The sequence below is a fragment of the Kribbella pratensis genome, assembly GCF_004365355.1.
In the GTDB taxonomy this organism is placed as follows: domain Bacteria; phylum Actinomycetota; class Actinomycetes; order Propionibacteriales; family Kribbellaceae; genus Kribbella.
On sequence record NZ_SODP01000005.1, the window covers coordinates 60,875 to 79,776 of the forward strand.

The window sequence follows — 18,902 nt, forward strand, 5'->3', positions numbered from 1 at the left end:
TCACCCGGGCTGGCTGCCGTCCGGTCGCGGGTTGGTGTCGGGCGAGCACGGGTTGGTTCTGTGCGGGGAGTAGACCCCTTGGGTGAAAGACTTTCGGGGTTGTGCCCCCCTGGCTCGAAGGAGAAGACGTTCGTGGAGTTGTCGCGCCGGAATTTCGGGAAGTTGGCTGTTGCTACTGGTGCTACCGCTGCGGTTGGTACCGGGGCCGGCTATCTGATCGGGCGGCCTGCTGATGCTGCTGCTACCTGGAAGACGACCGGTACTGCTGTGCCTGCGCTGGTTGGGTTCGACAATCAGATGAAGGCGTTCATGCAGGCGCGTGGGATCACGGCGGGTCAGGTCGCGGCGACGTACAAGGGCCGCCTGGTGCTTGCCCGCGGCTACAGTACGTCGACTGCGTTGACCGTACAGCCGACGTCGTTGTTCCGGATTGCGAGCCTGAGCAAGTCGTTCACCGCCGCCGCGATCGTCAAACTCGCGCAGGACGGGAAGCTGAGCCTGTCCACGCCGGTGGCGAACATCATCGACATCACGCCCGCGAGCGGGCTGACCCGGGACCCGCGCTGGTCGCAGATCACCCTGTGGAAGGTGCTTCAGCACCTCGGCGGCTGGGATCGGGATGTGTCCGGCGACCCGGAGTGGAAGGACGCCACGATCTCCCGGACGCTCGGCGTGCCGATGGAGCTGCACCAGGCCGACGTGATCAAGTACGTCGCCGGGCAGAAGCTCGACTTCGACCCGGGGACGAAGTACGCGTACTCCAACTTCGGGTACACGCTCGCCGGCCGGGTGATCGAGAAGGTCAGCGGCCTGAGCTACGAGGAGTACGTCAAGCAGAAGCTGCTTGCGCCATTGAAGATCAAGCGGATGTCGCTCGGCTACTCGATCGCCAAGCACAGCGGCGAGACGTCGTACGAGTCCCAGTACTCCGGTCCGACCGTGCTCGACATGTCCGGCAAGACGGTGCCGGCGCCGTACGGCACTTTCAGCATGCGGATCCAGGACGCGAACGGCGGCTGGATCGCGAGCGCGCCGGACCTGGTCCGCTGGGCGAAGATGTTCGACGCGCCGTCGAGCGTGCTCAACAGCACCTCGCTCGGCCGCGTGTGGGCGAAGCCGTCGATCGGCATCAACTCCGATGGCTGGTACTACGGTCTCGGGTGGCAGGTCCGTCCGGTGACCGGCGGCACCGGACGCAACACCTGGCACACCGGGAGCATGCCGGGGACGTTCACGATCATGGTGCGGACCTACAACGGGATGAGCTGGGCGGCCCTGTTCAACCGCCGCGACGACGCCAGCGGCAAGTCGTACGGCGACATCGACGCCGCCCTCTGGACAGCCGCCAACGGCGTCAAGTCCTGGCCCACGAACGACCTCTTCCCGCAGTACTTCGCCTGATCTCGCGAGCTGCTCCGCCGTCCCTCCCGTCCGTGGCTGCCCTGGTGCGGCGTTCGCAACGGGGTTACGTTGACGTGATGTCGGGTCCAGGCATGACGACCTTCGACATGCCTGGCGACATTTGAGGAGAAGGCTCATGACAGACGCACCGAGCGTAGGGCTGCTCGTGACGATGGAGGCCAAACCGGGTCGCGAGAGCGATGTCGAGAAGTTCCTGGAATCGGGCCGGGCTCTCGCCGACGAGGAGCCGGCCACCACCGCCTGGTTCGCGTTCCGTCTCAGTGAATCGACGTTCGGGATCTATGACGTGTTCCCCGACGAGGACGGACGTCAGGCACACCTGAACGGCAAAGTGGCCGAGGCCCTGATGGCCCAGGCGCCAGACCTCTTCACCGGCAGTCCTGCCATCCAGACGGTCGACGTCCTGGCTTCGAAGCTGCCGTGACCCGGAGCAAGCGTTAGAACATCAACGCCCTGAAGTGCGGCGTGCTGACCTGGGCCTCGCCGGCCATGTCGGTCAGTACGTCGCGCAGGGTGTCGATCGCCTCGTCGCCGAACCGTTTGCGGAGGCGGCGTTCGTAGGTCTGATGGAACTTCCGCGCCGTGGACAGGGCGGCCTCGCCGCGTTCGGTCAGGTGGAGCAGTTTCGCGCGCGCGTCCGACGGGTCCGGCCGGCGTTCGACGTACCCTCGGCGCTCCATGTCGTCGACGATCTGGCCGGCGCCCTGCTTGGTGATCTCCAGCCGCTCGGCCAGCCCGCTGATCGTGGTCGGCCCGGCGCCGAGCGTCCGGAAGACGAATCCGTCCGACCGGCCCTGGTCGTCGAACCCCTCCGCGGCCACGTGCTCGCGCAACTCGCGGACGAACTCCTGGTCCGCCAGCAGCAACAAGATCCCGATATCCGGCTTGCCCGATCGCGTCATGCCAGTCATGATAGTCAAGCTGACTTGGTCAAGTCAGCTTGTCTAAAGGATTGGGGGACGAGATGCACGTCATTCACGCTGCCGAGGCGGAGCGGTTCCAGCTGCCGGGGGTCGAGTTCACCGCGCTCGCCGCGCCCAGCCGCGGGTCGGCCGGGTTGTGCACGTGGAAGCTCACGGTCGAGCCCGGGCACGGCGGCGACGCGCCGCACACGCTCGACCGGGACGAGGTGTTCATGGTGCTCAGCGGCACGGTGTCGTTGGGCGCCGACAAGCTCGGTCCGGGCGACGCGGTCGTCGTACCGGCCGGGGAGCCGATCTCGCTGACCAACCTCGGCGAGGGCCCGGCCGAGCTGTACGTCGCCATCACGGCCGGCTTCACGGGCTACATGGCCGACGGCACAGCGGTCCAGCCGCCCTGGGCGCAGTAGAAGTCAGCAGCGGCGGATCGGTGCCGTGTACGTCGTCTGACTCGCCGTGGCGACGTAGTAGTCAGTGACCCAGCTGCCGTCACTCAGCCGATCCCAGACCGACGTGGTGCCGACCTTGGATCCGGCTTGCTGGCAGGTGATCCACGCCAGCGACCCAGCGGGCAGAGTGCTCGGGTACGTCGCATACGCCGTGCCCGGGCCGTGCCGCCGACTCAGACCGCTGATCGTTGTCTGGAAGGGGAAACTGCAGCCGGGGAGCGGAGCGCTGTAGCCGGGCTTGCTCGGCGTACGGACGTAGTAGTCGGTGACATACGTGCCGTCGATGAGCTTGTCCCAGACCGAGCTCGTGCCGATCTTCGGCCCGAACGTCTGGCAGACCACTCGGACCCCAGCGTTGGCTGCGATCGTCGAGCGGACCGGGTACGCCGTCGACGGACCGGAGTACGAGTGGATCGTCGTACGGACGGTGTAGTTGTAGGCGACGGACGCGACCGGCGCGTCGAAGCGGTCGTTGTCGATGTTGAGCGTCACGCCGCCGTACGTCTCGGTGTGGTCGCCCCTGTACTGCTTGCCGCGCTGTCCGACGGCCCAGAAGGTGTTGGGGACACCCGCCCAGCCGGTGAGCAGGCTGCTGTTGTCCCAGCGTGCAATCCACAGGGCGTCCGGCCGGGCGTACGACGTGGAGTTGTACGCCGCAGCGAGGTCAAGCGTACCTGAGCTCAGATTGGCATACACCCCGGCGACGTAGCGCTGCAGGTGCAGCTCCTTCGTCCAGGAGGACAGGTAGTGCAGCACGGCGGACCGGCAGACCGCGTTGGTGCGGTCGTAGTTCTCCATGTCGTTGTAGAGCGCACTACCCGGCAGGAGGCCCAGTGCCTTCGCCTTCGCGACCGCATCGTCGGCGTCCCGGACTGCGTCGCGGTTGGACGAGGCCGTGGACATCTTGTACTTCCGAGTGCCGCAGGGTGCCTGAAGACCCAGATAGATCGGCACAAGCCGCCAGCCCATCGCAGTGACCGCCGTGACCCACGCCGGCGTCAGTTGCGGCTGCGCACAACTCCGGTTGACGCCACCGAAGTAGATACCGACCGCTTTGTACGGCGAAGCCTTCCAGGCGGTCATCTGCGCCAGCGTCGGCGCCGTACATGTGTCGAAGGCCAGCCCGGTGAACCGCGTTGCCGTCGTACCCGCGTTGTAGGTGATCGGCGTCGTCGGCTCGGCGTACGCGGGTAGGCCGGCAATCGAGAGTGCTACAGCAGCGATCAGGACCTTGAGCTTCAGCATGACCCCTGGTCTCAGTAGACGCTCAGGAATCGCCAAGCGGTAGGTTGTGGCCAACATCGAGTGTCGGAGGGTAGTCACCATGCCGGAGATCGTCGAGATCGGGGAACGGCCGTACGTCGCGTTGCGGGGCAAGGTTGCGATGGACGGGATCGGGGCGTTCGCGGACCGGATGCGGGAGGTGATCGACTGGCTCGCGGCCAAGGAGATCGCTCCGAACGACGCGCCGTTCTTCAAGTACGACGTGGTCGACATGGACGCCGAACTGGTGATGGAGATCGGGTTCCCCGTCGACGACCTGCGCTCCGGCGAGGGCGAGATCGTCACCGGCGTACTCCCGGCCGGCCGGTACGCGACCGCCACCCACCACGGCCACCCCGACGGCCTGAGGGAGGCCACGCGCGACCTGCTGGCCTGGGGCGAGGAGCAGGGCCTGGAGTGGGACGCCAACGGCAACCAGTGGACCGCACGCCTCGAGATCTACCGCTCCAACCCCCGCGAGGTCCCAGACATGAACGACTGGACCACCGACCTCCAGTTCAAGTTGAAGGACTGAGTGCCCACTGTTCTAGCGGGAGTCAGTCGGCTTGAGCCGGAGCGGATTCGGCATGTGGCGTCGCCGTTGATCGAGTTGGGCTGTGCGCTGCATGTGCTGGCTGAGCCGACGCACCACGACCGGGTCGAGTGGGCGGCTTCCGTACCGCTGTCGACAGAGCTGCGCTCTGAGCTGGCGCAGTGGTCGTGGACGGTGCGTGCGGTCCGTGCACGCTTCTTCGCGACCACGGCTGCTCCCGGCATGCCGTCGTGGTCCGATGAGCTGGCTGCGCTGCGGTCGCGTCCGCCGGAGGAGGTGGCCGCTGAGCTCGTCCGGCCGCTGCGCGGTCGCCCGTTGAGCAGCCGGTCCGTCGACACAGACGCCGTACTGCACTGGGCTCGCAGTCGCGGCCGTGCGGTGGCCGCACTGGTCGAGTCACTCGTGACGTCTCCTGCCGATCCGGTCCGGCGTTTCCTCGACCTGCTGGATGCCTGCTGGCAGGAGTGGTTCGCTGACGTCTGGTCGGCATCACGCGACGAGCTGGCCGCCCGCGGCCGGCACGACCGCGACCTGGCGATCCGCGACGGAGCCGGAGCGATGCTGCGCTCGTTGGACGGCTCGATCGACCTCCGTGATGCGGACAGCGTCGTCGTACAGAAGGTGCAGAGCAAGCGCATCGACATCAGCTCCCGCAGCCTCTTGCTTGTCCCGAGCAACTACATCGCCCCGCACCTGTTCGTGGGCGAGATCCCCGGCGAGCCGATCACGATGATCTACCCCGTGACCGGCCGCGGCGTCGCCGTACCCACGGCGCAGCAGATCCGCGCACGGCTGGACGCCCTCGCGTCCCCTGACCGTCTCCAGGTCTGCCGAGCCGTCGCCAGCGAACCCCGCACCGCCGGCGAGATCGCCGCCCTCTGGGGCCTCCACCCCACGCAGGTCACCCGTCACCTGAGGGCCCTCACCAGAGCCGGCCTGGTCACCGCCGAACGCCAAGGCCGCTTCGTCGCCTACCGCCTCGACAACCAGGCACTCACCATGCTGGGCACCGACCTCCTGACCTTGATCATGCGCTGATTCCGCGGTTGGACTGACGGGATCCGTCAATTCACCGCGCGGCCCCGGCTCGTGGGCTTTGGCTGATCACGTGACTTCTCTTCCACCTGCTGTGCGTCGGTTGATTCTGGCTACGTTGGTGAACACGCTCGGGAACGGCGTCTACGCGGCTGTCGGCGCGCTCTACCTCACCAGGGCGGCCGGCCTGTCCGTCGGACACGTCGGCATCGGGCTGACTGTGGCCGCATTGGTCGGTCTGATGACCAGCACCCCGCTCGGTGTCGTCGCCGATCGCCTCGGCCCGAACCGTGCGTACGTCGGATTTCTGCTACTGCAGGCCCTGACGATGACCGCGCTCACCCAGGTCCGGTCGTTCGTCCCGTACGTCGTGGTCGCCGCGGTGACCGCGATCGCGGACTCCGGGCAGCGCGGTGCCAAGGGTGCGCTGATCGCGGGACTGTCGCCGGCCGACCAGCGAGTGCGGACCCGGGCGATCCTGCGGGTCGCGACGAACGTCGGCATGGGTGTCGGCATGGGGCTGGCCGGGATCGTGCTCGCGGTCGACCGGCGAGAGGTCTATGTGATCGCGCTGCTGGCGAACGCGGCGACGTATGTGGTCACCGCCGGACTGGTCCGTTTCGGGATGCCCGAGGTGGACAAGGTGGCTCGGGCCAGCGGGCCGTCGGGGTTGACTGCGCTGGCAGACCGGCGGTTCCTGGTGTTCGTGGCGCTGGACGGCGTACTGACGATGCACGCTGCGCTGGCACAGGTCGGGATCCCGCTCTGGGTGGCGACTGCGACCGACGCGCCGCGGTGGATGATCTCGGTGCTACTGGTGATCAACTCGGTCGCGGTGATCCTGCTGCAGGTGAGAGTCGCCCGCGGTACCGAACACCTCTCCGGCGCCGCCCGAGCCGGCCGCCGGGCCGGACTGCTGCTGGCCGGCGCCTGCCTGGTGCTGGCTCTCACCGGCGCGACGTCCGGCCTGGTGACGGTCGGCCTGCTGATCGTCGCCGCGCTGATCCACGTCCTCGGCGAGATGCTCCAGTCGGCCGGCGGTTGGGGGATCAGCTTCGAGCTTGCGCCGACCGGTGCGCAGGGGCAGTACCAGGGTGCGTACGCGATGGGCCGCCAACTCGGCGACCTCGTCGCGCCCCTGCTTCTCACCACTGTCGCGATCTCCTGGGGCTGGCCGGGCTGGCTCCTCGTCGCTGCCCTCTTCCTGATCGCGGGCCTGCTGATCCCCGGAACCGTCGCCGGCCACCGCGCGAACGCTACGCAGCTTGCTCTTTGAGGAGGTCCCTCAAAGAGCGGGCGGCGGTGAAGCCGGCTCTGTTTGCGCCGATGGTGCTGGCGGAGGGGCCGTAGCCGACCAGGTGGATGCGTGGGTCGGCGGCGGTGGCGGTGCCGTTCATGCGGATGCCGCCAGAGGGCTCGCGGAGGTGGAGCGGGGCCAGGTGTGCAAGGTCGGCGCGGAAGCCGGTCGCCCAGAGGATGGTGTCGACGTGGAGACGGCCGCTCGCCGGCGCATCGATACCGTCGGGCCACGCCGTGCCCTCTGCCCACTCCACGCCGTCCGGTGTGATGCGCGTGAACATCGGGTAGCGGGTGTAGACGCCACGGTCCCAGGCGGCTTGTTCCTGCGGACGCAGGTGCAGACCGGTCACGCTGACCACACTCCGGGGCGGCAGCCCTGCGCGCACCCGTTCCTCGACCCGAGCGACCACCTGCCGCCCGTACTCGGGCGTGAAGTCGTCACCCGTCCGCCACTCCGGTGGCCGCCGAGTCACCCACGTCGTGGTCGCAACAGCAGAGATCTCCGCCAGCAACTGCACCGCCGACGCCCCGCCGCCAACCACCAGGACGTGCTGCCCGGCGAGCTCAGCACCACCCGCGTAGTCCGCGGTGTGCAGCTGCCGGCCCTTGAACGTCTCGATCCCCGGATACCAGGGAATGAACGGCCGGTCCCACGTCCCGGTCGCGTTCACGAGTGCGGCCGCGGAGTACACGCCCGCCGAAGCCTGCAGCTCGAAGCCTCCACCGTTCTCACGCACGCTCTCGACCGCTACCGGCCGCACCACCGGCAGGTCGAAACGCTTCTCGTAGTCCGCGAAGTACGAAGGCACGAACGCGTTGGCCCGCTCAGAGTCAGAACTCGGCGGCACCGGTACGCCGGGCAGGTTCGCGATCCCGTGCACATCATGCATCGTCAGCGAGTCCCACCGGTGCTGCCAGGCGCCGCCGGGCGCCGGATTCCGGTCCAGCACCACAACCTCGTCGTACGGCGTGAATCCGAGCCGCACCAGGTGGTACGCCGCCGACAGCCCCGCCTGTCCCGCACCGATCACCGCTACCTCAAGCACACCCTGATCAACGCCGGCCCCCGCCCGCGTCTTCCCGGCAGTCAGCGGATGAACTGGTCCACGTAGTCCGCGCCGAGGCCGTTGGCGCCGTAGTGGTCGCGGCAAAGCTGGATCTTGGTGAACGTGTCCTCGTACCCGATCTGGTTGCCGGCCTCGTCGACGTAGATCATCGCGCCGGAGATGTTGAAGAACGTGATCATCTCGGTGCAGTCCTCGGGGACGCGCAGCGTATGGATCTCGCCCGGCGGCTCGTACACGAACGAGCCGGTCTCGGCGACCCAGTCGTGTTCGTCGTACTGCCATTTGCCCTTGATCACATAGCCGAAGACCGCGCTCGGGTGGCGATGTCGCGACACGATGCCGGCGCGCGTGACCTTGAGCAGGTTGCACCACTGCCCGGTGATCGTGTTCAGCATCAACGGCCGGAACCACACATCCGGCGCCTGCTGCACCCAGAGCCGATCGTCATCCGGCACCGCCTGTACTGCGATCTCGGCCGGCACACCTGCGGATACGGGGATCATCTTGTTCTCCTCACATGCTCAGGTAGCCGCCGTCGACGGGTACGACGGTGCCGGTGACGAAGCCCGCGTCGGGGCCGCACAGGAAGGCGATCACGCCCGCGACCTCCTCCGGCGTGCCCCAGCGGGCCATCGGCGTACGGGACAGGATCCGGTCGGAGGCGACCGGGTCGGACTGCAGCGCGGCGGTCAGGTCGGTGGCGATCCAGCCGGGCGCGACCGCGTTCACCCGGATGCCGTCGGCGGCCCACGCGACGGCGAGAGACTTGGTCAGCTGGACGATCCCGCCCTTGGAGGCGCTGTACGCCGGGACGAGCGGACCGCCGAAGTAGCTGAGCATCGAGGCCACGTTGACGATGCAGCCGCCGCTCGCGGCGAGCAGGCCGTGTGCGGCCTCGGCGGCTCGCATCGCGCCGGTGAGGTTGATCTCCACGACCTCACGGAACACATCAGGCTGGTGCTCGTCGCCACGCCGGATGATGCCGGCCGCATTGACCAGCACGTCGAGAGCCCCGAGCGAGCTGATCAACCCCTCGATCTCACCCGGCCGTCGAAGGTCCAGCTCCACCCGCACCGGGTGCGGCCCGGGCCCGCTCGGGTGCGTCCCGGTCGGCGAGGACGCAGTGGCTTCGGACCCGCTCGTGTCCGGCGGGTTGGCCCCGAGGCCGGCTGCGATGACATGCAGACCGTCTGCCGCGAGGCGGCGTGCTGTTGCCGCGCCGATGCCGCTGGTGCCGCCGACGACGAGCGCGGTGCGTGTCATGCCTCGCATCCTGGCCGTCCAGCGGTGGCTGGGCAAGGGCGACCCGGACGACGGATCACGGCTGTCCGCCGTCCGGGTCGCCGCTTGTCAGCTCGCGTCGATCCGCCTGTGGTACCGCTGTCCGGCCATGCCGCCGATCAGCGCCGCCAGCAGCGTGAGCACCACAGCCGCGATCATCACGACCACTCCGCCGGTTGTCAGCGTGTGGTCGTCGATCGGCACCGACGGCAGGTTCACCCGGTCCAGTACGTCGTACTGCGAACCGGCCAGCGCCGCGAGCCCTGCGACGACTGCCGTCACGATGACGCCGATCATCCAGACACCGAACCCCTGCCGGGCGCCGTCGAAGCGCGCCAGCCGTCCGGCGACGTACCCGCCGTTGTAGTAGGCGATCGCCAGGATCACCAGCAGGACTGCGGCGGAGGCGATCCCGACCGTGCCGGCGGAGCCGTTCCAGTCGATCGTGAGGGCGTAGTCGGCGGCGGCCGCGAGCGCGCCGACGATCCCGGTGAGCAACGCGATCAGCCCGATCGCGACGATCCAGCCGAAGAAGGCGGCGCCGCCCTTGAATCCGCGGTACGACGGATCGACCCGATCCTTGGTCGGCAGCGTGCTCCGGTCGGACGTGGTGGTTCGATCGTCGTCGTAGGTCTCCGACGGATCGACCCGGTCAATACGTGTGTCTTCATGATGCTGCTGGGTCATAGCAGTGTCTCCTCACCAGACAGCCCCGTGTAGCCGTCCGGTACCCCGCAGTGAAACCCTCTAGTCCAGGAGTTCGTCGATCCGGTCGTGGTACCGCCGGCCGTTCTTCCCGCCCAGGATCGCCATCAGCAGCGTCAGGACCAGCAGCGCGGCCGTGGCGGCGATGCTGCCCAGCAGGAGCGTGTTGTCGCTCAGTGCCACGTCCGGCCAGTTGATCTTGCCGATCAGGTCGTACTGGTTGTCGAGCGCCCAGCCTGCGCCGCCCGCGAGCACTGCGACTACCAGTGCGATCGTCCACACGCCGAAGCCCTGCCGTCCGCCGTCGAAGCGCGCCAGGCGGCCCGCGACGTACCCGCCGGTGTAGAAGGCGATCATCAGCATGAACGTCGACACCGCTGCCGCCGTGATCAACGCCGCGCCAGGCTGGGCCTTCGCGTCGCTGGTGGTGTAGTCGAGGATTGTGGCAGTGCCCAGCGCGGCCGCGGACACGGCTGCCAGCAGCAGGACCGACATCGAGATCGCGATCAGCCAGCCGAAGAACGCCGCGCCGAACTTGAACCCGCGGTACGACAGCAGCTCCGGCGCGACCTCCGGCTCCGCGGCACGTGCGCCAGGCGGCTCCGGGATCGTGATCGTGCTCATGGCCCGGCTTGCCGCGGCCCGAGCCTCCTCGTACCGCTGAGTGGTGGTGTCCTCGCCGGCGGGTGTCGCGATCGTCGCCGTGCTGCCTGCGCTGCCTGCGTCGCCCGGGTACTGCTGACTCATCTCCGCTGGCTCCTCACTGGTCGGCTTCCGCGCGGGTCCCTACCCGTCCGGATCCCGCCTGACACAGCCGGGGAGCGGATTTAACCGGCTCCTGGGGTGACCTCACTCACCGTCGCGGGGTAGCGACGCGGGGTGAAAACCAGCGGGCCGTCGGGGCGGGGCACCGTGCGGGTCTGTGACGAGCCGATCAGGAGCAGACACCGCATGTCAACCGTTTGTACGTCGAGTTCGGCCAGAGTTGTCACGGTGATCGCTTCCTCCGGTCCGCCGACGTCGCGCCCGATCACGACCGGCGTACCGGGGGAGCGGTGCTCGAGCAGGAGGTCGCGCGTCGCCGCCACCTGCCACGTGCGGGACTTCGAGGCGGGGTTGTAGATCGCGATGGCCAGGTCCGCTGCGGCGGCCGCGGTCAGCCGCTGGGCGATCACGTCCCACGGCTTGAGGCGGTCCGAGAGCGACAGGACGCAGTAGTCGTGCCCGAGCGGCGCGCCGACCCGGCTGGCCACAGCCTGGGCTGCGGTCATCCCGGGCAGCACGCGTACGGCGATATCGGCGTACTCCGGCTCCGACGCGACCTCGGTGACCGCACTGGCCATCGCGAACACGCCGGGGTCGCCGGACGAGACCACAACGACGTTGGAGCCCTTGCGGGCGAGGTCGAGCGCGAAGGCGGCGCGCTCGGACTCAACGCGGTTGTCGGAGCCATGCTTGCGCTGACGGGCTCGGTCCGGCAGGCGGTCGACGTACGTGGTGTAGCCGATGACGTCGTCAGCGCTCGCTATCGCGGCGCGGACCTCTGGAGTCATCCACTGGGGTCCGGCCGGGCCCAGGCCGACGACCGTCACTGAGCCCTCGGTCGCCGTCTTGGTTGCCGGGGGCGTGAAGGTGTTGTTGATGGGGCTGGGGAGGAGTGCGAGGGAGAAGTACGGGACCTCGTCCGGGTCGACCTCGTTGAGCGGGGCTGTGCGTTGCGCGTCGGTGGTGGCGCGTTCGACGTACCAGGCCTCGTCTGCTCGTCCGGCCAGCTCGAAGGCCTCGCGGACTCCTGCGAAGGTCCGGCCGAGCTTCATCACGGCGGCCGCGTCGGTTTCTCTCAGGCGCTCAGCCAGCACGTCCGGCGGGAGCGTGCCGGGGAGCACGGTGAGGATCTCATCGCGCTCACACAGCGGTCGCCCGAGTACTGCGGCTGCCGCACTCACCGAGGTCACGCCTGGGACCACCTCACACGGGTAGCGATCCGCCAGGCGCTTGTGCATGTGCATGTACGACCCGTAGAAGAGCGGGTCGCCCTCCGCGAGTACGACGACGTCGCGGCCGGCGTCGAGATGCGCGGCGAGGCGGGCGGCGCAGTCGGCGTAGAAGTCGTCCATGGCGCCCTGGTACCCGCCCGGGTGGTCCGTCGTCTCGGTCGTGAGCGGGTAGACGAGGTGCTCCTCGATCTGCCCGGCCGTGAGGTACGGCGCGGCCACCCCGCGGGCGATGCTCCGCCCGTGGCGTGCGCTGTGGAAGGCGATCACATCGGCGGCGCCGATCAGTCTGGCGGCCTTGACCGTCACCAGCTCGGGATCACCCGGCCCGAGTCCGACACCCCAGAGTCTGCCGGTCATCACTCCTCCTCGCTGGCGATCGCGTTGACGGCGGCGGCCGTGATTGCACTGCCGCCGCGGCGGCCGCGGACGACCAGGTACTCGAGGCCGAGTTCGTTCGCCGCCAGCGCGTCCTTCGACTCGGCCGCGCCGATGAAGCCGACCGGGATGCCGAGGATTGCCGCCGGCCGCGGTGCTCCTTCGGCGAGCAGGTTGAGCAGATGGAACAGCGTGGTCGGAGCGTTGCCAATAGCAACAATCGCGCCGTCCAGGTGCTCACCCCACAGCTCGACCGCCGCAGCGCTCCTCGTCGTCCCCAGGTCATGCGCGAGCCCGGCCGTCCGCTGGTCCTGCAACGTGCAGATCACCTCGTTGTCCGCGGGCAACCGCCGCCGGGTGATGCCGGCGGCAACCATCTGCGCGTCACACAGAATCGGTGCACCACCTTGCAGTGCGGCCCGCGCGTTCTTCACGACGTTGGGCGACCAGGCCAGATCGGCGACGAGGTCGGTCATCCCACAGGCATGAATCATCCGTACGGCGACCTGTGCCACCTCCGTCGGCAGCCCACCCAGCTCCGCCTCGGCCCGGATCGTCGCAAACGACCGCCGATAGATCTCCGCGCCGTCCCGCACGTAGTCGTAACTCACACCCGTTCCCCATCCACCAAGTAGCCATCGCTCACCGCAACAACATCCACAAACCCGCCGGCCGGCTTCCCACACCGCCGCTCACATCCCGACCAGTGCACCCGCTGTCCGTCTCGGTTGAACGTGGGCATCAGCCGGCTCGCGTCCGCGCGAACGTCGGCCAGAGCTTTCGCACACCCCGGCTTCCCGGCACAGGCAGTCACACCTTCCCAGACCGAGTCGGCTGCAGTGACCAACCCAACCTCTTCCAGCCCAGCAGCCCCCACCGGCACCACCACAGACCGCCAAGGCGTAATCCGCACCCCAGCCCCCGCAGCGGCAAGCGCGGCTGCCTGGTCTTGGGTGAGGCTTCCTAGGGGGACTGTCACGACCAGCGCCTGGCCGTGCGCACCCGCTGTCACGCGGGTGGTACTGGTGTTCAGCGGCTTGTCCGCTGTCAGGCCGAGGCGTTTCAGGATGCGCTCCTCGCCGTCGGCGAGCTCGGCGATTCGCCACTCCTGGTCACGGACGGATAGGAAGGCCTCCGCGGCTGCCAGCATCAGCTCGGGCACCTCGGTCCACGACACTCGCGCACCGCGACTGCCGAGAGACAGCACAGCACTCCGGTCGTCCAGCGCGCGCACAGCAACGTCGGCCTGCACGTCCGCCAGATCGCCCCGCCCGTCGTCCAACGCGAACAAGAACCGGCCGGGCAGCTCTGCCAGCCCCGGTCGAGCGCACAGCGCCCGGTCCAGCGCAGCGGCCACCGGGAGTACGTCGTACCGCGACTGCTCGTCCAACCCGGACAGTGGCGACGCCAGGATGTTGCGGACTCGTTCGTGGGCGATCGACGGCAGCAGACCGGCGGCAAACAACCGGTCCGACAGCTCCCGCGGCCCACGCGCATCCAGCCCGCGGATCTGTACGTTCGCGCGGGACGTGAGTTCGAGCCGTCCATCGCCCAGTTCGGCGGCGGCAATCCGCAGTACTTCAAGCTGCTGCGCGCTCAGCCATCCACCGGGCAACCGGACGCGAGCCAGACCGCCGTCTGCCGCCTGGTGCACTGCCAGCACACCAGGGCATCGATCGGTCTCGGTCCGCGCCATGCCCGCGATGCTACGTCCCCGGAACCTGCTGTGTTCTGGACCACAGCAGCACTGCCACCGCGAGCACCGCACACCCACCACCGGCCACCATCGCCACCGGTATCGACCACGCGTCGACCACCAGCCCGCCGAGCAGCGCGCCAATCGACAACACCGCCTGGTACGACGACGTGAACCACACCGTCGCCGCCTCACGCGACTGCGGTGCCGCCTGCGCGAACATGGTCATCGAGCAGACCGGGATGCCGCCGTACCCGAGTCCCCACACGACGAGCAACACAAGCGCCCCAGCCGCTGTGTGCCCCGCGAGCGGCAGCAGCAGCGTCGCAGCGGCGATCAGTCCCGCGCAGGTGGCGAACGTCGCGTTGAGGTTGCGCGCCGCCGCCGTACCGGCGATGACGTTGCCAACCAGACCTGCGGCCCCGTAGATGAGCAGGAACAGTCCGATGAGCTCCGGTCGTACGACGTCGCGCAGGAACGGTGTCACATAGGTATAGGTCGCGAACTGAGCCGTCACGATCAGACAGGTCACGATGAGCGCGTTCCGACTGCCACGGAGCGCGTCGCGGAGTACGGCGGCACTTGTGACCTGCAGCGGCGGCAGTGGAGGCACGGTGGCACGCAGCATGGCCAGCGCCACGAGTGCGAGCACTCCGAGCGCCGCGAACGACGTACGCCAGCCAGCGAACTCCCCGAGGAACGTGCCTGTCGGTACTCCGAGCACCGACCCGAGCGGCACCGCGGAGAAGATGACGGCCGTCGCGCGCGGCGCCCAGCGTTCTGGGACCAGTCTCCCGGCCAGGCCGGCGCCGATCGACCAGAAGCCGCCGATGGTCAGTCCGACGAGGAATCTGGCCACCAACTCGAGCCAGAACACCGCTGCGGCCGCTGCGAGGAAGCCGGCGATGGCCAGCAGCACCATGAGGACGCACAGCATCAGGCGGCGGTCCAGCCGAGCTGTCGCGACTGTGACGACCGGTGCGGCGACTGCTGCGACCAGACCGGGCATGGTCATCAGCCAGCCGGTGCGGCCGGGCGTGAGCGCGAAGTCCGCGCCGATGGGGGTGAGGAGGCCGATCGGGAGGATCTCGGTGGTCACGATCGCGAAGATCCCGAGCGTCACGGCGACGACTCCGAACCACCGGACGGTCGGCGTACGGGTTTCCAGAAGAGTCATAGTGTCGAGCGAACTAGTTGCAGTGACGCCAGACTCGCGGTTTCGCGACACCGCGGTGATCATCGAGCAAGCCGTCGCTTTTCCGCGATTGTCGGTACGGGGTGACAGGGTGCGGCCCATGGTGCTGAGAGACCGCCCGTGGCCCGATGACGACCTGACACTCGCACAGTCGGTGATCGGGTACTTCGAGTTCGTCCACACCACCGCGGTGAACAAACTGGACGGGCTGGACGAGAAGCAAGCGCGCGCGACCCCGCTCGTCACGTCGCCGGTGATGAGTCCGCTCGGGCTGATCAAGCACCTCACCGCGGTGCAACGGCAGCACATCCAGCGGGCGATCGGCGGCCAGGACCTGCCGTCGTTGTGGCGGTCGGACGACCACGACTACGAGTTCCGGATCGGGGCGGACGAGACGGTCGCGTCGGTCATTGCGGCGTACGACGCAGAGTGGGAGCGGTCGCAGCAGACGCTCCGTCAGGTGGACTGGAGCGGGTTCGTCGAGGGTTACCGTGGCCCGATCCGGGTCGAGCGGCTGCTGCTCGACGTACTGCAGGAGTCGGCGCGTCATCTCGGCCACTTGGACGTCGTCCGGGAGTTGATCGACGGCGCTCGCGGGGAATGATCTAGCTGCGGATCATCTGTGGACAGACGATCCCGCGCTACTCTCGAAGTATGGCGCAACCTCCGGAACGTACCGTGCCCGACCTGACCGGCTACCTCACGCACGCCGGCCATGTCCTGGAGACCCAGCTGTCCGCGGCGCTGGCGGAGATCGGCCTGACTCTGCGGATGCAGTGTGTACTGCGACACGCGCTGGAGGCGGAACGCACGCAGATCCAGATCGCCGAGCTCGCGTACATGGACAAGACCACGATGGTCGTCACCGTCGATGCGCTCGAGGAGGCCGGATACGCCGAACGCAAACCCTCCGCAACCGACCGCCGGGCCCGCATCATCGCCGTCACCGACGCCGGCGCCAAGATCGCCGCCGAAGGCCAGAAGATCGTCGACCAGGTCCACGCCGACGCCCTGAACAGCTTGACTGCGACCCAACGCAAAACCTTCGTCGACGCCGTAACCACCCTCGTCGACGGCCCGCTCTCCACCCCGGTCACAGCCCAGCCGGTCCGCCGCTCCCGCCAACGCGCCGGCTGAACTATCCGGGCAGGTACTCCGTCAGCTCCCGCCAGGACTCCTTGCTGTCCTCGGAATCGGCGTGCGCCTGCCGGAACGACTGAACGTACGACGCGATCTCGTCCAGCGACCACCAGACATCGAAGAGCTCCAGAGCGGCGGCCCGCGGGCTGATCGGGCCGGCCTCCGACTGGTACGCCGGGAGCGCGTCGGCCGACCTGTCGAGGATCGCGGCCAAGTCGCGCTCACGCGGTGCGAGTCGCACGGTCTCCCAGTCGACGAGGCGCATGCCGTCGGCGGTGCGCAGTACGTTCGCGCTGTGCGGCTCGCCGTGCGTCACGACCCACGGGTCGTCCGACGCCTCGACCTCGCGCACGAGCGTGTCGTAGTACTCCAGTCTGCTGCGGACGTACGGCGCCGCGCCGGCCAGCCGCAGTCGTGTCGCCTCGGCGTACGGCCCACCGCACCAAGGCTGATCGAGATCGGCGAGTGCCGCCAGCAGTCCATCGCGGTCAGGAATGGCGAAATCCCAACACTGCAAGCCTTCCGGCACCGGAGCCGCATGGAGCCGGCCGAGGATCCGCGCGATCTGCTCACGCTCCGCCGGGTCATCCCAAGCCCCGTCCGGCGTGCTCCACCCGTGCAGGTAAGGCAGGACGGTCAACGTCCAACCTGGCAGCACCTCGCGGACGAGTTGCCCGCGACGATCGGGTAGCGGCGCCACCGCGAACTCGTACCCCCGATCGGCCAGCTCCCTGCTCGCCTGCATGGCCGCCTCGATCAACTGCCCGCCCGCAGCGCCGACCCGGTCCGCGGTGACGAACCAGCGCGGACTGTCGCCCTGGGCCGCGATCCAGTGGTAACTGCCGAATCCCACTGGCGCATAGGTCACCTCAGTGGCCCGGAACTCCCAGTGCTCGTTGAGGATCCCGGCCACCAGCTCGCCCGAGATGTCCGTCGGCTCGTCCCTCACCCCAGCGACCCTAACCGCGCTCCGAGCAGGGGGGTCAGCTCATTTTCAGTAGTCGTTCGATAAAAGATCGTCTGTTACGGGACTATCTGTTATGGTCTTTCTAAGTGATCGACGGAGGAGAGACCTGTGAGTGTGGATGTGGTGGAGACAGTCGTGCGGGGGCGCGGCAGAGCGCTCGTCGTGCTGTGCGTGATGCAGTTGATGATCATCCTCGACGGGACCGTGGTGACGGTGGCGTTGCCGACGATCCAAGGGGATATCGGGTTCTCGCAGGCAGGGCTGGCGTGGGTGATGAACTCGTACCTGATCGCCTTCGCGGGCCTGCTCCTGCTGGCCGGGCGGATCGGCGACCTCATCGGGAGTAAGCGGATCTTCGTTGCCGGCCTCGCCCTCTTCACCGCCGCGTCGCTCCTGTGCGGAGTGGCGGGCAGCGCCGAGGTGCTGATCGCCGGACGGTTCCTGCAGGGCGTCGGCGGGGCGCTGGCCTCGGCGGTGATCCTGGGAATGATCGTGAACCTGTACCCGGCTCCCGGGGAACAAGCGCGGGCGATGGGCGTCTACAGCTTCACGGCGGCCAGTGGCGCGTCGATCGGACTGATCCTGGGTGGCGTGATCACGCAGACCATCGGTTGGCACTGGGCGTTCTTGATCAACGTCCCGATCGGCGCGATCGCGCTGGCGTTCGCAGTACGGCTGCTGTCCCACCAGCCCGGACTCGGCCTCGCGAAAGGTGCCGACGTGCTGGGTGCGGTGCTGGTGACCGCAGGCCTTTCCCTGGGTGTCTACACGATCGTCCAGACTGCAGAGCCCAACGCGACCCTCACCCGGACGCTCCTCCAGGCCGCCGCGTCGATCGTGCTGCTGGCTGCGTTCGTCATCCGTCAGGCGCGGATCAAGAACCCACTGCTTGCCCTGCGCATCTTCCGTCGCCGTCAGCTCAGCGTGGCGAATGTCGTGGTCGTACTGCTCTTCGCCGCCGGATTCGGCTTCCAGTTCACCACCGCCCTCTACGTGCAGCGCGTGCTCGGCTACGACTCGCTCACCACCGGCCTCGCCTTCCTGCCCGCGCCGATCATGAACGCACTGATGTCGCTGTCCATCGCTCCCCGCCTGACCGTCCGCTTCGGTGCACGCAAGATGCTGATCGCCGGCCTGGTGGTGTTCCTGCTGGCGCTGCTCTGGATCAGCCAGGCGCCGGTCGACGGCTCGTACGTCGTCAATGTGGGTCCTGTGCTCGCAGTGATGGGCGCCGGCATCGGTGTCGCCATCCCGGCCTCGATCATGCTCGCCATGTCCGGCGCGGACGCCAGTGACGCCGGCCTGGCCTCCGGGCTGAACAACACGGCGCAGCAAGCCGGTGCAGCGATCGGGACCGCAGTACTGGCGACGCTCGCAGCGTCGACCACCGCGCACCGAGCAACCGAGGGCACTCTCCAAGCCCTCAGAGACGGATACGGCGCCGCGTGGCTCGCGGCGGCCGGCTTCGTCTTCGCCGCGGCCGTCCTGTCGATCAGCTTGCTCCGTCAGCGACACACCTGACCGCTACTGTGTCCGCC

The 18,902-nt window shown here is 68.4% G+C and carries 21 protein-coding genes; 9 read left to right on the top strand and 12 right to left on the bottom strand.

The window, feature by feature from the left end:
* Nucleotides 1–132 precede the first annotated feature (132 nt).
* Complete coding sequence (locus EV653_RS38390; protein WP_202872032.1) at nt 133–1,401, top strand: serine hydrolase domain-containing protein; 1,269 nt, start codon at nt 133–135, stop codon at nt 1,399–1,401.
* Nucleotides 1,402–1,537: 136 nt separating this feature from the next.
* The gene (locus EV653_RS38395; RefSeq protein WP_134111179.1) at nt 1,538–1,846 is read left to right on the top strand and encodes a putative quinol monooxygenase; all 309 of its coding nucleotides are present in this window, start codon (nt 1,538–1,540) and stop codon (nt 1,844–1,846) included.
* A gap of 13 nt (nt 1,847–1,859) precedes the next feature.
* Here EV653_RS38395 and EV653_RS38400 read toward each other — a convergent pair whose 3' ends face one another.
* On the bottom strand, nt 1,860–2,324 hold the full coding sequence (locus tag EV653_RS38400) for a MarR family winged helix-turn-helix transcriptional regulator (protein ID WP_134111181.1): 465 nt from the start codon (nt 2,322–2,324) through the stop codon (nt 1,860–1,862).
* A gap of 62 nt (nt 2,325–2,386) precedes the next feature.
* Here EV653_RS38400 and EV653_RS38405 point away from each other — a divergent pair, with 62 nt between their 5' ends.
* Nucleotides 2,387–2,752, top strand: a complete 366-nt coding sequence (locus EV653_RS38405) for a cupin domain-containing protein (RefSeq protein ID WP_134111183.1) — start codon at nt 2,387–2,389, stop codon at nt 2,750–2,752.
* A 3-nt stretch (nt 2,753–2,755) separates the two neighbouring features.
* Here the strand turns inward: EV653_RS38405 and EV653_RS38410 are convergent, their stop codons facing one another.
* Nucleotides 2,756–4,036 (bottom strand): glycoside hydrolase domain-containing protein, encoded by a 1,281-nt coding sequence (locus tag EV653_RS38410; protein ID WP_134111185.1) that lies wholly within the window; start codon nt 4,034–4,036, stop codon nt 2,756–2,758.
* A 79-nt stretch (nt 4,037–4,115) separates the two neighbouring features.
* On the opposite strand from EV653_RS38410, the gene EV653_RS38415 reads away from it, so the two are divergent.
* The 3 genes from EV653_RS38415 to EV653_RS38425 all read left to right on the top strand — a co-directional run bounded on the left by EV653_RS38415 (nt 4,116) and on the right by EV653_RS38425 (nt 6,918).
* Entirely contained in the window at nt 4,116–4,589 is a 474-nt protein-coding gene (locus tag EV653_RS38415; RefSeq protein WP_134111187.1) for a GyrI-like domain-containing protein, read from the top strand.
* A complete protein-coding gene (locus EV653_RS38420; RefSeq protein WP_134111189.1) occupies nt 4,590–5,645 on the top strand; it encodes an ArsR/SmtB family transcription factor in 1,056 nt (351 codons plus the stop codon). It abuts the gene before it with no gap.
* A 118-nt stretch (nt 5,646–5,763) separates the two neighbouring features.
* Nucleotides 5,764–6,918, top strand: coding sequence for an MFS transporter (locus EV653_RS38425; protein WP_238160734.1), 1,155 nt, complete (start codon nt 5,764–5,766; stop codon nt 6,916–6,918).
* Here the strand turns inward: EV653_RS38425 and EV653_RS38430 are convergent.
* The 9 genes from EV653_RS38430 to EV653_RS38470 form a co-directional block, all read right to left on the bottom strand.
* The gene (locus tag EV653_RS38430) at nt 6,899–7,987 is read right to left on the bottom strand and encodes an FAD-dependent oxidoreductase (protein ID WP_134111193.1); all 1,089 of its coding nucleotides are present in this window, start codon (nt 7,985–7,987) and stop codon (nt 6,899–6,901) included. The two genes, EV653_RS38425 and EV653_RS38430, sit on opposite strands and share 20 nt — an antisense overlap.
* A 41-nt stretch (nt 7,988–8,028) precedes the next feature.
* On the bottom strand, nt 8,029–8,511 hold the full coding sequence (locus EV653_RS38435) for a 2,4'-dihydroxyacetophenone dioxygenase family protein (protein ID WP_134111195.1): 483 nt from the start codon (nt 8,509–8,511) through the stop codon (nt 8,029–8,031).
* 10 nt (nt 8,512–8,521) lie between these two features.
* Nucleotides 8,522–9,271 (bottom strand): SDR family NAD(P)-dependent oxidoreductase, encoded by a 750-nt coding sequence (locus tag EV653_RS38440; RefSeq protein WP_238160735.1) that lies wholly within the window; start codon nt 9,269–9,271, stop codon nt 8,522–8,524.
* 87 nt (nt 9,272–9,358) lie between these two features.
* On the bottom strand, nt 9,359–9,976 hold the full coding sequence (locus tag EV653_RS38445; protein WP_134111198.1) for a hypothetical protein: 618 nt from the start codon (nt 9,974–9,976) through the stop codon (nt 9,359–9,361).
* A 60-nt stretch (nt 9,977–10,036) separates the two neighbouring features.
* Complete coding sequence (locus tag EV653_RS38450; protein WP_134111200.1) at nt 10,037–10,741, bottom strand: hypothetical protein; 705 nt, start codon at nt 10,739–10,741, stop codon at nt 10,037–10,039.
* Between the two features lie 80 nt (nt 10,742–10,821).
* On the bottom strand, nt 10,822–12,348 hold the full coding sequence (locus EV653_RS38455; protein WP_134111202.1) for a precorrin-2 C(20)-methyltransferase: 1,527 nt from the start codon (nt 12,346–12,348) through the stop codon (nt 10,822–10,824).
* Entirely contained in the window at nt 12,348–12,977 is a 630-nt protein-coding gene (locus tag EV653_RS38460; RefSeq protein ID WP_134111205.1) for a precorrin-8X methylmutase, read from the bottom strand. Before EV653_RS38460 ends, EV653_RS38455 begins: the two co-directional genes overlap by 1 nt.
* Complete coding sequence (locus EV653_RS38465; RefSeq protein ID WP_134111207.1) at nt 12,974–14,062, bottom strand: precorrin-3B synthase; 1,089 nt, start codon at nt 14,060–14,062, stop codon at nt 12,974–12,976. The genes EV653_RS38460 and EV653_RS38465 overlap by 4 nt, the downstream gene beginning before the upstream one ends.
* 10 nt (nt 14,063–14,072) lie before the next feature.
* Complete coding sequence (locus EV653_RS38470; RefSeq protein WP_134111209.1) at nt 14,073–15,239, bottom strand: MFS transporter; 1,167 nt, start codon at nt 15,237–15,239, stop codon at nt 14,073–14,075.
* A 118-nt stretch (nt 15,240–15,357) separates the two neighbouring features.
* Between EV653_RS38470 and EV653_RS38475 the strand changes: the two genes are divergently transcribed.
* Both EV653_RS38475 and EV653_RS38480 read left to right on the top strand, forming a co-directional pair.
* Nucleotides 15,358–15,861, top strand: a complete 504-nt coding sequence (locus EV653_RS38475) for a mycothiol transferase (protein ID WP_134111211.1) — start codon at nt 15,358–15,360, stop codon at nt 15,859–15,861.
* A gap of 50 nt (nt 15,862–15,911) precedes the next feature.
* A complete protein-coding gene (locus tag EV653_RS38480) occupies nt 15,912–16,394 on the top strand; it encodes a MarR family winged helix-turn-helix transcriptional regulator (RefSeq protein WP_134111213.1) in 483 nt (160 codons plus the stop codon).
* A gap of 1 nt (nt 16,395) precedes the next feature.
* Here EV653_RS38480 and EV653_RS38485 read toward each other — a convergent pair whose 3' ends face one another.
* Nucleotides 16,396–17,346, bottom strand: a complete 951-nt coding sequence (locus EV653_RS38485; protein ID WP_134111215.1) for a phosphotransferase — start codon at nt 17,344–17,346, stop codon at nt 16,396–16,398.
* A gap of 126 nt (nt 17,347–17,472) precedes the next feature.
* Between EV653_RS38485 and EV653_RS38490 the strand changes: the two genes are divergently transcribed.
* Entirely contained in the window at nt 17,473–18,885 is a 1,413-nt protein-coding gene (locus EV653_RS38490; RefSeq protein WP_238160736.1) for a DHA2 family efflux MFS transporter permease subunit, read from the top strand.
* The last annotated feature ends 17 nt before the right edge of the window (nt 18,886–18,902 follow it).